The following is a 16,033-nucleotide window of genomic DNA, read 5'->3' as shown; positions in this document are numbered from 1 at the left end:
TCCGCTGAACTGACGTACCGTCAGAAACCCCGCTCGGGTGCGGAAGGGCGATGTCCATGGACACGATCTGGCTCAGCGGTGCCGAATGGCTGGCCGTCCTCCGTATCGGGGTCGGGCTGTGGTGGCTGGAGAGTTGGCGGCACAAGGACAAGAAGACCTGGTTCGAGGGGGCCGGGATCGAGTGGGCGGCGGGGGTGGCGGAGAAACATCGGTGGGAGGCCGTGCGCAGTGGCTTCGATGTGGTCGTCAAACCGCGGCCGCGCACCATGGCCTACGTCGTCGCCTACGCCGAACTCGCCCTCGGGCTCGGGCTGATCCTCGGGGTACTCACACCGATCGCCCTGGTCGGCGGGCTGTTGCTCAACGTCCTCTACCTCGTGCTGATGATCCACGACTGGGCCGAGCAGGGGCAGAACTCGATGATGGCGCTCATCTCGGTGGTGGGGCTGTTCGGGATGTCCTGGCAGACGTGGTCCGTCGACAGTGCGCTGGGGCTGTTCTGATGGGCGGTGGCGGTGGCGGGGGCTCCGCGCGGTTCGATCTGCCCGACGCCGATGAGTTCAGCCGTACGTACTGGGACGCGGCGGCCGAGGGACGGCTGCTTCTGCGGCGCTGCGGGGCGGCGGGCTGTGGCCGGGCCCACCACTATCCGCGCGAGTTCTGCCCGTACTGCTGGAGCGAGGACGTGCGGTGGGAGGAGGCCTCCGGGCGCGCCACGCTCTACACCTGGTCCGTCGTCCACCGCAACGACCTGCCGCCCTTCGGTGAGCGGACGCCGTACGTCGCCGCGGTCGTCGATCTCGTCGAGGGGCCACGGATGATGACCGAGGTCGTGGAGTGGGGCGAGGGTGACGGGGAGTTGCGGGCGGGGAGGGAACTGGAGGTCGTGTTCCGCGAGGGCGGGGGCTTCGCGGTGCCCGTATTTCGCGCGCGGTCGTGAGGGCTCACGCGTTTCAATGGGGGCGTGAGCCGTACTGATGAGCGATCCTCCGGTCCTTCCCGCCGATCCTCCGTCGAGCCGCAGGGTCACGGGCTGCGGCTGGGCGCCTGGGACGCCGAGTCCGACGCGGATGTCGAGGCGTGGTTCCGGGGGCGCGCGGATCCGGACTTCCGGCGGTGGAACACGCCCATGACGCTGGACGAGAGCCTTGAGGGCGCCCGCGAATCGCTGCGGCAGCGGGCGGAGTCCGCCGCGGAGGGGAAGACCGTGGCCTTCCGGGTCACGGACGCGGAGAGCGGGGTGACGCTCGGGCAGGTCGGGCTGAGCGGGATCGACCCGTATATGCGGAGGGCCGTCGTCGGCTACTGGGTGCTGCCCGAGGCCCGTGGGCGCCGCATCGCCACCCGCGCCCTCGACCTCGCCGCCCGCTGGGCCTTCGCCGACCTCGGCATCCACCGGCTCGAACTCGACCACGTCGTCGGCCATGCCGCGTCCTGCCGTGTCGCCGAGCTGTGCGGGTTCGCGTACGAGGGGACCCTGCGCGGGGCGGCCTTCGACGAGGGGCGTCACGACGCCTTCCGGGACGCGCACCTGCACGCACGGCTGGCCACGGACCCGGCGCCGCAAGGGATCTGATGAACACGGACGACGGAAACGGGTACGCGGGCGAAGGCGGAGAGGGACACGTGGGAGCGGAAGTGGGAGCGGAAGAGGGAGAGGGCGTGGGCAGGGGCGGATCCGGTGGTGGGGGCGGTGGCGGGTACGAGGCCGTCGACGACCCGGACGGGTACTTCGGTGAAGTCGTCGCCGCGCATTACGACGACACCTCCGCCGACATGTTCGCCGCGGAGGCCGTCGATCCGGTCGTGGACTTGATCGCCGGTCTCGCGGACGGCCCCGGAGGGGATGCGCGGGCGCTGGAGTTCGGGGTCGGCACCGGGCGGATCGCCCTGCCGCTCGCCCGGCGGGGCGTGCCGGTGCACGGCATCGACATGTCGCGCGCCATGGTGGAGCGGATGCGGGCCAAGCCGGGTGGCGAGGACATCGGGGTCACCATCGGGGACTTCGCCACGAGCCGGGTGGACGGCCCCGGCTTCACCGTCGCCTACCTGGTCTTCAACACGATCAACAACCTGACCACGCAGGACGCCCAGGTGGACTGTTTCCGCAACGCCGCCGCGCATCTCGTGCCCGGCGGCCGCTTCGTGATCGAGGTCGGAGTACCGGACCTGCGGAGGCTGCCCCCGGGGCAGAACGCGGTGCCGGTCCGGGTCGGGGCGACGCGGCTGGGGTTCGACACGTACGACGTGGCGACGCAGGGCATGAGGTCGCACCACATGATGGTCGTCGACGGGCGGCCGGTGTACTGGTCGCTCCCCTTCCGGTACGTCTGGCCGGCCGAGCTGGATCTGATGGCCCGGCTGGCCGGGATGCGGTTGCGGGACCGGTGGGCGGGCTGGAAGGGGGAGCCGTTCACGAACGACAGCACCACACACGTGTCCGTTTGGGAGAAGGTCTGAGGCGCCGGCCCGACACACCGGCGCAGCCCGCCCACTGCTCCACGTCGGAAACGCGTCAGCTCCGCAGCATCGTGGTGCGGCGTCGATCTGCCAGAACACGGATCGTGCCAGGCGCGTAGGGAGCGGCGGCGGAAGGGCCTGGGGCCTTCGGTGGCTGCCCGGCCTGTCTGCCGGACGTTCGCTAGGGCCACAGCAACTCCGTGACCCAACCCCCCTCCTCCCGGCGGTAGTCGAGCCGAACGTGTCGTCGCCGCGTGTCCCCCTGGAAGAACTCCACCTCGTCCGGCTCCACGACGTACGCCGTCCAGGAGGGCACGGCGACGTCCGGTTCCCGCTCGGCCCGCGCCCAGGCGGCCTCCGACGCGCGCTCCAACTCCTCGTAGGAGGGGAGGACTTCGCTCTGGTGCCCGACGAGGGCGGCGGCCAGCGCACCCGTCGAGCGGGCGTGCAGATCGGCGTGGGCGACCTCGGCGGGTTCTACCGTGACCGGGCCCCGCACCCGGACCTGGCGGCCGAGGAGGGGCCAGTAGAAGCCGAGGCACGCGTACGGGCGGGCCGCGAGCTGCCGTCCCTTGCGGCTGCCCGCGTGGGAGGCGAAGTGCCAGCCCCGCGCGTCCACGTCGTGCAGCATCACCGTACGGACGTCCGGCCGGCCCTCCGCGTCAGCCGTGGCCAGCGACATGGTGTGCGGCTCCACCTCACCGGCCGCCACGACCTCCCCGAACCAGGCGGCGAAGAGCGCCACCGGTTCGGCGGGGGCGGTGGCCGGATCGAACGGCGGCAAGGCGCTGACCTGCGGATCCCAGACCCGCAGCCCTCGCAGGACCTGGACGAACGCGGACGGCCGGGAGGGTGCCGGAGAGGGGGACTGCGGCTCGGAAGGGGGCTCGATCATGGGTGGGACGGTCTCACACCGTGCCCAGGTCGGACGAGACCCACCTCTCGGGGCGCATGCGGATGATCACCTGTTCGCCATGGTTCCGGGAGGCGAAGTCGACGTAGCCGTCGACCTTGTCGGCCGGGAGGTAGCGGGCGGAGATCTCGCGGAGCTGGTCGAGGGTGGCCGGGGCGGTGTCGGTGACCGGGCCCTCGACGGAGACGTAGCGGATGGTGGGTTCGAGTCGGTCGATCATCAGGGAGAAGCGGCCGGCGGCCTGGATCAGCCGGTTCTTGCGGGTGTCCAGCCCGGTCATGACCCAGATGTCGCCCCCGGGTTCGTACTGGTACCAGATCGGCACCGTCAGCGGTGCCCTGCCCTCCCCGGCGTCCACCGCCAACGCGGCCACATGGGCCTCGGCCAGAAACTCCTCGCGCTCCTTGCGGGACAGTGCCATGTCGCTTCCTCCGGGACTGCTACGGGGACGCCTTCGTCTGCCGATTCCCTACAGCGCGCCCTCCCCGCCTCGTATTCCGGCTGTGGAAGGCACGTAGTGGAAGGCATGTGGTGGACGGCGTGTAGTGGACGGCATGCGGTGGACGGCGTCAGGAAGGCGCAGGTGGCGGAGCCGTCCTCGGGGTGGTCGGCCGGGAGGGCCTCACTCCCGTCCCAGCACCACCGTCCCCGACGAGCAGAACCAGCCGCCCGTGCCCGAGGCCACGGCGAGGCGGGGCAGGTGGCCGTCGGGGGCCCGGACCTGGTGGGCGCCCGCCTCACCGCGCAGTTGGCGTACGGCCTCGACGAGGAGGAAGAGGCCGCGCATGCCGGGGTGCTGGGCGGAGAGACCGCCACCGTCGGTGTTCACGGGGAGGTCGCCGGTCAGGGTCAGGCGGCCCTTCTCCACGAAGGACCCGCCCTCTCCCTTCGCGCAGAAACCGAGGTCCTCCAGCGTCACGAGGGTCATGTAGGTGAAGGCGTCGTAGATCTCGGCGAAGTCGATCTCGGCGGGGCGCACGCCGGCCCGTTCGAAGGCCAGGCGGCCGCTGACCGCCGCCGGGGAGACCGTGAAGTCGGGCCACTCGGACATGGTCGTGTGCGAGGTGTACTCGCCCGTGCCGAGGATCCAGACGGGGGTCGTCGGCCGGCAGTCCCGTACGTACTCCTCGGCCGCCAGCAGCACCGCCGCCCCGCCGTCGGAACGTATGCAGCAGTGCAGCTTCGTGAACGGGTCGGCGATCGGCGGGGAGGACAGGACGTCCTCCACGGTGAGCGGCGTGCGGAACATCGCCTCCGGGTTCGCCGCCGCGTTCGCCCGGGCCTGTACGGCGACGGAGGCCAGCTGCTCCAGGGTCGTGCCGTACTCGTGCATGTGGCGGCGCGCGGCCATGGCGTACTTGGCGATCAGGGTGTGCCCGTAGGGGACCTCGAACTGGAGGGGGCCGCGCGCGCCGAAGGAGAGGTTGCCCGTGCGGCGGCCCGCCTTGATGTCCGCGCGGGCCGTGGAACCGTAGACGAGGAGGACGACGTTCGCGTGCCCGGCGGCGATCGCGTCCGCCGCGTGCGCCGCCATGACCTCCCAGGCCGACCCCCCGACCGAGGTGGAGTCCACCCAGGTGGGCCGCAGGCCCAGATACTCCGCCACCTCCACCGGCGCCAGCGTGCCGAGGCCGGCCGACGCCAGGCCGTCGATGGCCGTGCGCTCCAGCCCGGCGTCGGCGAGGGCCCGGCGGGCGGCCTGCGCGTGGAGTGCGTACGGGGTCGCGTCGTCCACCCGGCCGCAGTCGGACAGCGCGGCCCCGACGATCGCGACCCTTCGGCCGCCACCACGAGATGCTCGTGCCGTGTCGCGACGGCCACCGGTTCCGGGTAGGGCTGGCACAGCGGTCATGGATCTGACGGTACATCAGATCTATCGACGGCAACCCTGTGCTTCGGGTGCCTTCCGGCCTAATATGACGGACCGTCAGATCGAGACGTTGGGGGAGCAGGAGGGGGACCGCCATGGATGCCCGCTTCACCGCCGAGCAGGAGGAAATCCGGCGTACGGTACGGGAGTTGCTGCTCAAGCGCTGCGGTCCGGAGGAGGTCCGGGCGGCCGTGCGGACGGGGGAGGGGCACGACGGCGGGCTGTGGGCCGCCCTCTCCGAACAGCTCGGGCTGCCGGGACTCGCGCTCCCCGAGGCGTACGGCGGTGTCGGCTGCTCGGCAACCGAACTCGCCCTGGCAAGCGAGGAGTTGGGACGCGCCCTCGCCCCCTCGCCGCTGCTGTCCACCTCCGTCCTGGTCGCCCCCCTGATCCTCGCCCTCGGCACCGAGCGGCAGCGCGCCGAACTGCTGCCCCGCCTCGCCTCCGGCGGACTCACCGCGGCCCTTGCCGTACCGGGCGCGGCCCTCGCCACCGCGCTGGCGCTGACCGGAGACAACGGGAGCGCGTGGGCCGGCGGCGGACGCGCGGGCGGCGTCCAGGCGCGACGCGTCGGGGACGGGTGGCGGCTCTACGGGGAGGCCGGACAGGTTCTCGACGGGCACAGCGCCGGCCTGCTGCTCGTGGCCGCGCACGCCGGGGGGTACGCCCGCTCGCGGACGCTGCTGTTTCTCGTGCGGGCGGTGACCGGGGAGACCGGTGCGGGTGCGGGTGCGGGTGGGGGTGCCGGGCTCGTACGGGTGCGGCAGACCTCCATCGACGAGACACGGCCGGTGGCTCGGCTCGAACTCCGGGATGTGGAGGGAGAGTTGCTCGGTGATGAGGTCGATGTCGACGTCGACGTCAGTGCCGGTGTCGGTGCCGGGGCCCGTGCCCGTGCCGGTGTGCTGTCGGCCCTGGCCCAGGTCGGGGACGCGGCGGCTGCCGTGCTCGCCGCGGAGGCCGTGGGAGCCGCCGACCGGGCGTTGGAGCGGACGGTCGCGTATGTGCGGCAGCGGGAGCAGTTCGGACGGCCGATCGGGTCGTTCCAGGCGGTGAAGCACCGGCTCGCGGACGTCTACGTGCGGGTGCGGGCGGCCCGGTCGGCGGCGTACTACGCGGCCTGGGCGGCTGCCGCCGAGCCCTGTACGGAGGGCGGCGAGCGGGTCGGCGGGCTGGCGCTCGCCCAGGCGCTGGAGGCGTTGCGGGTGGCCGCCGGAGAGGGGATCCAGTTGCATGGGGGGATCGGGTTCACCTGGGAGCACGAGGCGCAGCTGTACTTCAAGCGGGTGGCCGGGGACGAGTCGCTCTTCGGGCCGGTGCACCGGCTGCGGGGGCGGGCGGCCGACGAGGCGGGCGTCTTCACCGTCGACGGCCCGGGCGGGCAGAGGGAGGTGCGGGGCTGATGGCTTCGAGGAACACGGCGGGGATGGCCGAGGGGATGAAGGGCATGGGCGTACGGCTGGTGCAGAAGGTGTCCTCGGCTCCGGCGTTCGCCCGGGTCGCACCGCATGTCATCCCCGCGCTGGACCGGGCCGTGCACCGTGTCACCCGGGGCCGGGTGCTGCTCAGCGCGCAACTGCTGCCCGGCGTCGTCCTGACCGCGACCGGCGCGAGGAGCGGGCAGCCGCGGCGTACGCCGCTGGCCTGTATGCCCGAGGAGGGGCGGGACAGCTGGGTCCTGGTCGGGTCGAACTTCGGCCGCCCCGGCCACCCCGCCTGGAGCGCCAACCTGCTGGCCCACCCCGACGCCGAGATCAACTGGAAGGGCCAGGACATCCCCGTCACCGCGCACCTGCTGGCGGGCGAGGAACGGGCGGCGGTCTGGCGGGAGTTGCTGAGGTTCTGGCCGCCGTACTCGACGTACCAGGCCCGGGTGGACCGGGAGATACGGGTGTTCCGGATCGTGCGGCGGTGAATCGTGCCGGTGCCGGTGCCGGTGCCGGTGCCGGTGCCGACGCCGAGCCGATGACGATCGCCGTACGGTCGTGATGACGGGCGTGATGCCGCCCAGCGGGTCCCCCGGCAGTCCACCAGCGGTCCCCAGGCCCCTGGGCCCCCTGAACGCGGCAGGCGGCACGCCTCGCCCGAGGGTGCCGTCTGCGTGACAGGAATCGCGTCCGGGGCGTGCCCGGGTGCTCCTGGTTACTTCGTGGGTTTCTTGCCGGTGATGCCCAGGTGGACCAGCAGGGCGAGGTTGGGCTTCAGTTCGGCCTGCTTGACGCCCCAGGTCTGGAAGCCCTTCTGGTGCCCGGAGACCGAGGCGAGCATGGCGACGAGGGAACCGGCGAGGGCCGCCGGGCTGACGTCCTTGTCGACGCGGCCCTTGGCCTGGAGCTCGGAGACCGTCTCCGAGAGGGAGTTGGTGACGGAGTTCAGGATCTTCATGCGGATCTTGTAGAAGCGTTTGTCGCCCTCGGCGGCGCCCAGGTCGACGACGCGGAGGATCGCGTCGTTCCTGCGCCAGAACTCCAGGAAACCGTCGACGAGTTCCTGGGCGGTCTGCCAGCCGGCCTTGCCGACCCAGGACCGTCCTTCGAGAAGGCGCGTCAACGTGGCGCCCTCGGCAGCCATTTGCTCGGCGATCTCCAGGACGGCACCTTCGACGTCCGGGAAGTACTGGTAGAAGGTCGCGGGCGAAGTCCCCGCCTTCCGGGCGACATCAATGACTTTGACGTCCCGGTAGGGCGACGAGCTGAGCATCTCGCTGAGGCAGTCGAGCAGCTTCTGCCGGGTCGCCTGCCCTCGTCGGCCGGCCACGCGGCCGTCGACGGTACGCACTTGTCCTGTCATGCCGTCAGCTTACCGAGGGGTGATCGGAGCGCGATTCGGCCGACTGCAAATGGGGAGCATGGGCTTCACCAAGGGGTTCGTGGGATGGCCCTGCGGTGCGGTGGCGGATTTTCTTCGCCCCCGCCGCCCCTACCCGTCCCTCCCCCCACTCTCGGCTTCGCTCGAGCGGGAGGTGCCCCCATCCAGGGGCTGCGCCCCTTCGACCCCGGTCAGGTGTGGTCTTTGGCTGCGGGCCGGTGGGGCTTCTCGCGCAGTTCCCCGCGCCCCTGAAAGACCAGGCCCCTGCGGGCCTGAAAAGCACGGGGCGCCCCCTGCTTTCAGGGGCGCGGGGAACCGTGCGACCAGCCCCCGCCGAACCCGCACCCGCCGACTAACCGAACCCCCCGCGTGATCTCTCGCGCAAAGACGGCGGACGCGCCCGACGCGCGCCCCACGTGCGCCGCCGTTAGCTTGGCCCTATGGCCATTGAGACGGGAGCCGTCACCGGGGCGGGAGCCGTCACCGGGGCGGGAGCCGTCACCGGGGCGGGAGCCGCCGCCGGGACGGGAAGCGTCCCGTACCCCGAGGGCGTCCCCTGCTGGGTGGACGCCCAGCTGCCCGACGTGGAGGCGGGCAAGCGGTTCTACGGCGAACTCTTCGGATGGACGTTCAGGGTGGCCCCCGGAGACGGCGCCCATGAGGTGTGGGCGTACCCCTCGGGCGCCTCGACCCCGCTCGCCGCCCTCGCCCCCAAGCCCGACGGCCGGCTCCCCACGGCCTGGACGCTGCACTTCGCGACCCCGGACGCGGTCGCCCTGACCGCCCGGATCACCGCGGCCGGCGGTCAGGTGATCATCCCGCCGACCCCGGTCGGCACGCTCGGCACGGCCGCGCTGGCCACCGACGCCGAAGGGGCCGTCTTCGGTCTCTGGCAGGCCGGCAGGCACACCGGCTTCGGGCGGCGCCACGAGCCCGGCACGTTCGCGTGGGCCGAGTTGTACGCGCGGGACACCAAGGCGGCCAATTCCTTCTACGCGCACCTTTTCCACGACGCGCTCTTCGGCCCGGACGCGGCCCCGGACTTCGGCCGGGCCACGCTCACGGACGTCTTCCCGGCGGAGATGCCGCCGCACTTCCTGGTCCACTTCGGGACGGAGGACTGCGAGGCCGCGCTCGGGACCGTCAGCCGGCTCGGGGGCCGGGTGCAGGTGCCGCCGTTCGGCACCTCGTACGGAAATGTGGCGGTCGTCACGGACAATCAAGGCGCGTCGTTCGCGTTGCTCCAGCAGTGGGACGGAAACGGCTGGCGGGAGGCCCCGCAGGAGGCGGACCAGGCCGAACAGCGCCCGGACGAGCTGCGGCAACGGGGGGACGACCGGGGCGAGGACGAGGCCCGGCCGGCGGGAGAACACGGGGCGACCGGCCCGGAGGACAAAGGCTGACCAGCGGGAAGACCGCTTACGGCCGGCCTTCGGCCGACTTCCGGCCGGCCTTCGGCCGACTTCCGGCCGGCCTTCGGCCGATCCCCGCGACGCGAGTGAAGAGGCCGCCGCGTGGGCAGGCGTACGGGGTTGTGCGCCGGTGGTACGCGGACCGTCGTACTGTCCCATCATCCGGGCTCCCGCTTCCCGAAAGGCGGACAACGTGGTTTTGTCCTGAGACACCCCGATCCGCCCCCGGGTTCGCACCTGCCCCCGGTAGCAGGAAGAATCGGGGTGCGTGCCGCCATGGCGGTGCGGTGGTGAGACGCTGCACGGGGGTCGCGCGCACAACGTGGGTGACGCGGTCCGTACGGGGAGGTGGCAGGGCAAGTGGTGGATCAGCTGACGCAGCACGATCCGCGGCGGATCGGGCCGTTCGAGGTGCTGGGACGGCTGGGTGCCGGCGGCATGGGGCTGGTCTATCTGGCGCGCTCGGCGTCGGGGCGGCGCGTGGCGATCAAGACCGTGCGGACGGAGCTGGCGGAGGATCAGCTCTTCCGGGTCCGGTTCACGCGTGAGGTCGAGGCGGCCCGCGCGGTGTCCGGTTTCTACACGGCGGCCGTGGTCGACGCCGACCCCCGCGCGGCCGTGCCGTGGCTGGCGACCGCGTACGTCCCCGCGCCCTCGCTCGAGGAGATAGTGAACGACTGCGGCCCGATGCCGGTCCAGGCCGTCCGCTGGCTCGCCGCGGGCGTCGCCGAAGCCCTGCAGTCCATCCACGGCGCCGGACTCGTCCACCGCGACCTCAAGCCCTCCAACGTGCTCGTCGTCGAGGACGGTCCGCGCGTGATCGACTTCGGCATCGCGTCCGGTGTATCGAACACACGTCTGACGATGACGAACGTCGCCGTCGGCACGCCCGCGTACATGTCGCCCGAGCAGGCGAAGGACTCGCGGAGCGTCACCGGCGCGAGTGACGTCTTCTCGCTCGGCTCGATGCTCGTGTTCGCCGCCACCGGACACGCGCCGTTCCACGGGGCCAACCCGGTCGAGACCGTCTTCATGCTGCTGCGCGAGGGCCCCGACCTCTCCGGCCTCCCGGACGACCTGCGCCCCCTCATCGAGTCCTGTATGCAGATGGACCCGACCGCGCGCCCCAACCCCGCCGACCTCCAGGCCCAGCTCGCGCCCCATCTCTTCGGCTCCGGCTCGGACGACAGCGGTACGGCGTCGGCGTGGCTGCCCGAGAAGGCGGTCAGCATGATCGAGACGCGCCGGGGCGGGCGCGCCGTGCCCAAGCAGCAGGCCTCCGGCGGGCGCAGTGGCGGCGGTCGCCCGACCGCCCCGGTACCGCCGCCCCCGCCGTCGTACGACCCCGCGCCCGTGTCGCCCGTCTCCCTCGGCGCCCCCGACACCGGGCCGGTCCGGCTCGCCGGCGGCCAGGTGCCCATCGGGCCCGGTCCGCGCGTCGCCGACGCCCGCGCCGCCGCCGTGAAGGCGCCCCCTCCCGAGGCGGGCCTCGCCGCCTCCTGGTCCCGCCCGCGCGCCGGCGTGAACGGCGCCGACCCCGCGCCCTCCGCGAGCGCCCCGCCCGCCCCGGAACCGGCCGCCTCCGGCTGGCGCCCCTGGCGTTTCCGCATGTCGAACGACGTCTGGGGCACCCCTTCCGTCGCCGACGACCTCGTCTACGTCACCTCCTTCGAGGTGCACGCCCTGGACGTGGCCACCGGCCGGCGCCGCTTCAAGACCCGGGACGTCGCCTGGTCGATGGCGGTCGCGGACGGTCGTATCCACGCCTCCGACGGTCCGACCCTCTTCGCACTCGACGCCCGTGAGGGCGCCGACCTGTGGCGGCTGTCGACGGACGCCTGGGTGTACTCGCTGAAGGCCGACCGGGGCACGGTGGTCACCGCCACCCGGGGCGGCGGCGTACAGGGCTGGGAGGCGTCCAACGGGCACAAGCTCTGGGAGCTCGCCGGCGCCCAGGCCGACTTCGAGTCCCCCGAGGCGGGCCCGGTCGTCCACGACGGCACGGTGTACGTCTGGAAGGACGCCCGGCTGCGCGCGCTGGAGGCCCGTACGGGCGACGAGCGCTGGTCGTACCCCATCGGGGACGCGGCCTCCTGCGGCGGCGTCCCCGTGCGGCTGACCCCGGCCTCCGACGGCTATGTGTACGTCTCCGCCGGGAGCCGCGTCCTCGCCGTCGACGTGGCGAGCGGGCACGTCCGCTGGCACTTCGAGGCTCCGGCCGTCTTCCTCTCCGCGCCCACGTTCGCGTCCGGTCCGGCGGTCACGGGCGGTGGCGTCTACCTCGCCGACTACCTCGGCACGGTCTACGCGCTCGACGCGACGGACGGACGGGACCGGTGGAGGATCGCGACGGAGTCCCGCTCCTCCCTGGAACCGGTGCTGGTGGCCGCCGGGCACGTCCACGTGGGCAGCGGCAAGGGGCTCTACACCCTCGACGCGGTCACGGGAACGCCGAAGTGGCGCTTCCAGGCGGGCGGGGAGATCGTGGGGGCGCCCTCGGTGGCGGAGGGGCGGATCCACTTCGGCTCGACCGACCATCTGCTGTACACGCTGAAGGCCGACGACGGGCGGCTGCGGTGGAAGCTGGCGACGGGCGGTGAGATCACCGGGTCGCCCGTGGTCAAGGACGGTGTCGTGTACGCGTGCAGCAAGGACCGGTGCGTGTACGCGCTGGACGCGGAGAAGGGGACGGGGACGGCGCGGACGACGTGAGGGCGGGTCCGGTCCCGTAACGGGCGAAGCCCCTTCAGGAGCGAAGCTCCTTCAGGGGCGCGGGGCCGCCGGACGTCCTGCCCTACGGGCCGTGCGTCAGAGCGAGGCGCAGACGCTGACGTGGTTGTACTGGGCGGCGGTGCCCAGGACCTCGTTCTTGACGCCCTCGATCTGGGTCAGGACGGTCGCGTCGCTGACAGCGGTGGGTCCGGCGACGAGGCTGGCGTGCGGGGCCAGGCCACCGGAGACGTTGTCGAGCGCGGCGTCGGAGATCTCGACGGTCTCGACCTGGGGAGCGGAGTTCATGAGGAAACTTCCCTTCGTATGGATGATCCACAAGGGGGGGGGTGGCCCCGCTGGGGACTAGCGGGCCCCGGCCGCAGACGTGCGACCCCGTTTCCGGAGACTCGCGCGTTGCTGCCGCGGTGCCAGGGATCAAAGCACGGAGCACGCCGGGCATCCAATCAACCGGACCACGCGCCCGGGAAGTCGAACGAGCAGGCGACGCAACCGTGCAGGCCGGCACACGATTTGAGGACACCTTCTCTACGTACCGTGCGATATCGGGACGCGGCTGAGCAGTGCCACCGGGATTGAGAACAGGACACTTCATGCCAACTTCATGCCGGCGGAGCGGCATCCGGCATGCCGCTGCGCGGCCGCATCGCGCGGCGTGATGCGGCTATGTACGCACTGTGCAGATTCCCGGAAGCCGGAAACCACGCAGCCTCGGACACGGACAGTTGTCGATCGGTGCCAGGGCGGTGGGTGTTCCCCGAGTGTGAGGTCACGCAGGGCCGCGCGTGCCCCGCGTGCGGCTCTCTCTGCTTCGCGGTACCGGTCAAGTGGGCCGCCACGTACGGCCGTACGATGTCCCGCTCCACGTCCCCCGAGTCCGGGTGCCGCGGCCGCTCGGTCCGCGTGAGCGGACGCGCTTCGCCCCTGCACGTCTACGACGCAGGACAGCACCCGCGGCATCTGCAGATGCCCGTCCTGCCGCTGCCCAGGCCTGATGGCTCCAGGCGCCCGGATGGGGAGAGCGACGGTTCCCGCTGGGCGCTTGTCCGATTCCACGGCCAGGCAACTCCGTGACCGCGCGATCGACCGGCTCCGTGTTCCTCACGTGCTGTTAGGGTGTCGTGCGCCTGTCAGCGGAAGGGATCCGTTTGCGGGTGTGACATCAAAACAACGCTACTCAACGGGGGTTGAGCCAGTGCAGTCTCGTCATGTCCGGGCCATCGCGGTTTTCGGTATCGCCGTGTTCGCACTCACCGGAGCCCGCGGCTCCAGCGGCGGAGGCTGCTCCGGCGGCTCTTCGTCATCCAGCTCCTCCAGCTCCAGCGGGGGCAGCGACAGCGGCGGTACGACCACCACGGGCGGGAGCACCACCTCGGGGACGGGCGGGACGTCCAGCTCCAAGGGTGCCGCCAGGGATCTGAAGATCGAGACCTGTGAGTACGACCGTGGTCTGGCCGCCCGAGTCCGTGCCACCAACAGCAGCTCGGGCACCACGTACAGCTACACGTTCGACGTCGAGTTCACGGACGCCGACGGCAAGCGTGTCGCCACCACCGAGGGTGGCGCCATCCGGTCCGTGCCCGCCGGTTCCTCCGACGTCCTTGACGTCAAGGTGAACGAGGGCTCGGTGGACGACAGCGCTTTCGCGGCGGGTGGCGGCACCTGCAAGCTGACCGGCCTGTCGCGTACCGCCGAGTGAGGGGGCCTCTCATGCGCGGACAAACACGGGTGCGCGGGCTGAGGTTCGCGTCGATGGCGGTGATCGTCGTGCTCGCGCTGACCGGGTTCTCGACGGGACGCGGTTCCAGCGGCGGTTCCAGCTCCAGTTCCAGCGGCGGCAGCGACGGTGGCAGTGGCGGCGGCTGCAGCTCCTCCTCCCAGGACCACGACACCTCGTCCTCGTCGTCGGGCGGCACATCCGGCCTGGGGAAGAGCGACGACTACGACGACTACGACGACAGCTATGACGACTCGTACGACGACTCGTACGACGACTCCTCCACCGAGGACACCGGCTCGGGCGAGGCACAACTGGAGTCGGCGACCGTGCGGTTGGTGACGTGCGCGTCCGCGAAGCAGCCGTACGCGACCGTGGAGGTGACCAACCCCAACGCGGTCGACGCCGAGTTCTCGGTCATGGTCTCGTTCATCGACAAGAACGGAGCCCTGGTCGAGAACGGGGAGTGGCAGGTCGAGGTGGCCGCCGGCGACAAGGCGACCTCCCGCATCGAGATGGCCGAGCAGACCATGGCGGCCTCGGTCGACCGCTGTGAGGCCGAACCGGAGGCCGAGCCGACGAGCTGACCCGGGCGACGCCGGGTGCTCACCGCACCCGGCGTCCACCAGGTCGGCGCCCCGAACGGCTCCGCCCGCCCTGCGCCCTGCCGCTTCCCGGGCTGCCCGACAGGCCGGACCACGCCCATCGGAGCCGAGCTGAACACCGGAGAAGAACCGCACGTGAGAACGGGTATGAAGTCCTCGCCCTCCGCATCGCCCCGGTCTTCCCGGTTCTCCCGGTTCTCCCGGTCCTCCCGGTCTTCCCGGTCCTCCAGGGCGGCCGCGTCCGGTGCGTCGCGGCTCGGCTGGCTGGACGCGTTGCGCGGCATCGCGGCGCTCGTCGTGGTGTTCGACCACTCGTCGTACTCGTTCATGGCGGAGTTCCGACGGGAGCTGATGCCGGAGTTCAACACCAGCCGCTACGGCATCATGGTGTTCTTCCTGGTCAGCGGCTACATCATCCCCGCGTCGCTGGAACGCCGGGGCAGTGTGAGGACGTTCTGGACCGGCCGCCTCTTCCGTATCTACCCGCTGTGCGCGGCCGTCGTCACCGGTCTGCTCGTGGCCGACCACTTCGGCGTGGCGGAGATCCGGGACTTCGGCGGACAGAGCCTCACCTCGGTGGCCCTGGCCCATCTCACCCTGTTCCAGGAGCTGTTGGGCACCCCCAATCTCCTGCTCGTCCTGTGGACCCTCTCGTACGAGATGGCCTTCTACCTCCTGGTCGTCGGCCTCTTCACCGTCCGCCTGCACCGGCGGTCCGGCGCGGTCGCCGTCACCCTGGCGGCGCTCGCCGCGCTGAGCGTGGCGGCGGGGTTCGCGCTGCCGGCGTCGGCCCTCTCCGACGCGCTGGGCACCGGCAGGCTGATCGCGCTCGCGTCGGTCGTGATGCTCATCGCCATCTGCTGCGCGTGCACCGGGTCGGCCGCGCTCAGGGTGTTCGGGGGCGTGCTGGGCGGGGTCCTCGCGCTGGCCCTGGTCGCCTTCAACGGCACGGTGCCGGTGTGGGAGGGCCTGGTGATCCTCGCCGTGATGTTCCTCGGTACGGCGGTGTACCGGGCCGACACCGGTCAGAGCAGCTGGGCGTGGGCGGGGTGCGCGGCGGCGTTGGTGGTCGCCTGCGCGGTCGGGAGCGCGTATGTCGACGGCGACGGGGGCCACTTCACCCGGCGCGCCTGGATCGTGTCCTTCCTGCTGGCCGTGGCCACCTTCGGCATCGGGCTGGCGCTGCGCCGCCGACGGATCCCACGGCTGCTGACGTTCCTGGGCATGATCAGCTACTCCGTCTACCTCGTGCATCCCCTGCTGCTGGCGGTGAGCGACGGCACGATCGGCCGCCGCCGCCACGACGACCTCGTCCTCGAAGTGGCCTTCTACGCCGTGCTGTTGCCGGTGTGCGTGCTGACGTACTACTGCGTCGAGGCACCGGCCCAGAGATGGGGCCGACGCCTGACCCGCCGTGACACCCCGGACCGGGAGGCCGATCACGCAAGACGCTCGGCCGGGAAACCCCAGCCGAGCGTCTCGCCGAGATCCTGGCCGTGACCAGGTCCTCACCTTCTC

16 protein-coding genes are annotated in these 16,033 nt (G+C 71.9%); 11 read left to right on the top strand and 5 right to left on the bottom strand.

Annotated features, from left to right (window positions below; translation table 11 throughout):
• The first annotated feature begins 56 nt into the window (after window positions 1-56).
• From OG202_RS22020 to OG202_RS22005, 4 genes are all read left to right on the top strand, one after another.
• A complete protein-coding gene (locus OG202_RS22020; protein WP_328223392.1) occupies window positions 57-503 on the top strand; it encodes a DoxX family protein in 447 nt (148 codons plus the stop codon).
• On the top strand, window positions 503-940 hold the full coding sequence (locus OG202_RS22015; protein WP_327729123.1) for a Zn-ribbon domain-containing OB-fold protein: 438 nt from the start codon (window positions 503-505) through the stop codon (window positions 938-940). The genes OG202_RS22020 and OG202_RS22015 overlap by 1 nt, the downstream gene beginning before the upstream one ends.
• 24 nt (window positions 941-964) lie before the next feature.
• On the top strand, window positions 965-1,576 hold the full coding sequence (locus tag OG202_RS22010) for a GNAT family N-acetyltransferase (RefSeq protein ID WP_327729124.1): 612 nt from the start codon (window positions 965-967) through the stop codon (window positions 1,574-1,576).
• 86 nt (window positions 1,577-1,662) lie between these two features.
• Window positions 1,663-2,460, top strand: a complete 798-nt coding sequence (locus tag OG202_RS22005; protein WP_327732205.1) for a class I SAM-dependent DNA methyltransferase — start codon at window positions 1,663-1,665, stop codon at window positions 2,458-2,460.
• Window positions 2,461-2,641: 181 nt separating this feature from the next.
• Here OG202_RS22005 and OG202_RS22000 read toward each other — a convergent pair whose 3' ends face one another.
• The 3 genes from OG202_RS22000 to OG202_RS21990 all read right to left on the bottom strand — a co-directional run bounded on the left by OG202_RS22000 (window position 2,642) and on the right by OG202_RS21990 (window position 5,225).
• Window positions 2,642-3,355, bottom strand: a complete 714-nt coding sequence (locus tag OG202_RS22000; protein ID WP_327729125.1) for a pyridoxine/pyridoxamine 5'-phosphate oxidase — start codon at window positions 3,353-3,355, stop codon at window positions 2,642-2,644.
• 13 nt (window positions 3,356-3,368) lie between these two features.
• Entirely contained in the window at window positions 3,369-3,794 is a 426-nt protein-coding gene (locus OG202_RS21995; RefSeq protein ID WP_327729126.1) for a pyridoxamine 5'-phosphate oxidase family protein, read from the bottom strand.
• Window positions 3,795-3,995: 201 nt separating this feature from the next.
• Entirely contained in the window at window positions 3,996-5,225 is a 1,230-nt protein-coding gene (locus OG202_RS21990) for a thiolase C-terminal domain-containing protein (RefSeq protein WP_328223391.1), read from the bottom strand.
• A 113-nt stretch (window positions 5,226-5,338) separates the two neighbouring features.
• Here OG202_RS21990 and OG202_RS21985 point away from each other — a divergent pair, with 113 nt between their 5' ends.
• Both OG202_RS21985 and OG202_RS21980 read left to right on the top strand, forming a co-directional pair.
• On the top strand, window positions 5,339-6,646 hold the full coding sequence (locus OG202_RS21985; RefSeq protein WP_328223390.1) for an acyl-CoA dehydrogenase family protein: 1,308 nt from the start codon (window positions 5,339-5,341) through the stop codon (window positions 6,644-6,646).
• A gap of 23 nt (window positions 6,647-6,669) precedes the next feature.
• Window positions 6,670-7,158 carry a nitroreductase/quinone reductase family protein gene (locus OG202_RS21980; protein WP_327732206.1) on the top strand — a complete coding sequence of 163 codons (489 nt, stop codon included), beginning with the start codon at window positions 6,670-6,672 and terminating at the stop codon, window positions 7,156-7,158.
• Between the two features lie 227 nt (window positions 7,159-7,385).
• Here OG202_RS21980 and OG202_RS21975 read toward each other — a convergent pair whose 3' ends face one another.
• The gene (locus OG202_RS21975; protein WP_326582009.1) at window positions 7,386-8,033 is read right to left on the bottom strand and encodes a TetR family transcriptional regulator; all 648 of its coding nucleotides are present in this window, start codon (window positions 8,031-8,033) and stop codon (window positions 7,386-7,388) included.
• A gap of 458 nt (window positions 8,034-8,491) precedes the next feature.
• On the opposite strand from OG202_RS21975, the gene OG202_RS21970 reads away from it, so the two are divergent.
• Together OG202_RS21970 and OG202_RS21965 are read left to right on the top strand one after the other, a co-directional pair.
• Window positions 8,492-9,454: a VOC family protein gene (locus OG202_RS21970; RefSeq protein ID WP_328223388.1), complete on the top strand. Its 963-nt coding sequence runs from the start codon at window positions 8,492-8,494 to the stop codon at window positions 9,452-9,454.
• 369 nt (window positions 9,455-9,823) lie between these two features.
• Window positions 9,824-12,175, top strand: a complete 2,352-nt coding sequence (locus OG202_RS21965; protein WP_328223387.1) for an outer membrane protein assembly factor BamB family protein — start codon at window positions 9,824-9,826, stop codon at window positions 12,173-12,175.
• Between the two features lie 96 nt (window positions 12,176-12,271).
• Here the strand turns inward: OG202_RS21965 and OG202_RS21960 are convergent, their stop codons facing one another.
• Entirely contained in the window at window positions 12,272-12,481 is a 210-nt protein-coding gene (locus OG202_RS21960) for a hypothetical protein (RefSeq protein ID WP_326582012.1), read from the bottom strand.
• 952 nt (window positions 12,482-13,433) lie between these two features.
• Between OG202_RS21960 and OG202_RS21955 the strand changes: the two genes are divergently transcribed.
• From OG202_RS21955 to OG202_RS21945, 3 genes are all read left to right on the top strand, one after another.
• A complete protein-coding gene (locus tag OG202_RS21955) occupies window positions 13,434-13,892 on the top strand; it encodes a hypothetical protein (protein WP_326582013.1) in 459 nt (152 codons plus the stop codon).
• Between the two features lie 11 nt (window positions 13,893-13,903).
• Window positions 13,904-14,497, top strand: a complete 594-nt coding sequence (locus OG202_RS21950) for a hypothetical protein (protein ID WP_327729133.1) — start codon at window positions 13,904-13,906, stop codon at window positions 14,495-14,497.
• A gap of 153 nt (window positions 14,498-14,650) precedes the next feature.
• Window positions 14,651-16,015: an acyltransferase family protein gene (locus OG202_RS21945; RefSeq protein ID WP_328223386.1), complete on the top strand. Its 1,365-nt coding sequence runs from the start codon at window positions 14,651-14,653 to the stop codon at window positions 16,013-16,015.
• The last annotated feature ends 18 nt before the right edge of the window (window positions 16,016-16,033 follow it).

Origin of the sequence: Streptomyces sp. NBC_00310 (assembly GCF_036208085.1) — a bacterium.
Lineage (GTDB): Bacteria > Actinomycetota > Actinomycetes > Streptomycetales > Streptomycetaceae > Streptomyces.
The sequence above is the reverse complement of the archived record's forward strand: the minus strand, read 5'-3'. Positions and strand labels throughout refer to the sequence as shown.

Bases quoted from the DNA above. Each gene is read 5' to 3' on its own strand.
- OG202_RS22000 (WP_327729125.1), bottom strand. From the start codon at position 3,355: ATGATCGAGCCCCCTTCCGAGCCGCAGTCCCCCTCTCCGGCACCCTCC.
- OG202_RS21990 (WP_328223391.1), bottom strand. From the start codon at position 5,225: ATGACCGCTGTGCCAGCCCTACCCGGAACCGGTGGCCGTCGCGACACG.
- OG202_RS21975 (WP_326582009.1), bottom strand. From the start codon at position 8,033: ATGACAGGACAAGTGCGTACCGTCGACGGCCGCGTGGCCGGCCGACGA.
- OG202_RS21980 (WP_327732206.1), top strand. From the start codon at position 6,670: ATGGCCGAGGGGATGAAGGGCATGGGCGTACGGCTGGTGCAGAAGGTG.
- OG202_RS21950 (WP_327729133.1), top strand. From the start codon at position 13,904: ATGCGCGGACAAACACGGGTGCGCGGGCTGAGGTTCGCGTCGATGGCG.
- OG202_RS21995 (WP_327729126.1), bottom strand. From the start codon at position 3,794: ATGGCACTGTCCCGCAAGGAGCGCGAGGAGTTTCTGGCCGAGGCCCAT.
- OG202_RS22015 (WP_327729123.1), top strand. From the start codon at position 503: ATGGGCGGTGGCGGTGGCGGGGGCTCCGCGCGGTTCGATCTGCCCGAC.
- OG202_RS21970 (WP_328223388.1), top strand. From the start codon at position 8,492: ATGGCCATTGAGACGGGAGCCGTCACCGGGGCGGGAGCCGTCACCGGG.
- OG202_RS22020 (WP_328223392.1), top strand. From the start codon at position 57: ATGGACACGATCTGGCTCAGCGGTGCCGAATGGCTGGCCGTCCTCCGT.
- OG202_RS21960 (WP_326582012.1), bottom strand. From the start codon at position 12,481: ATGAACTCCGCTCCCCAGGTCGAGACCGTCGAGATCTCCGACGCCGCG.
- OG202_RS21985 (WP_328223390.1), top strand. From the start codon at position 5,339: ATGGATGCCCGCTTCACCGCCGAGCAGGAGGAAATCCGGCGTACGGTA.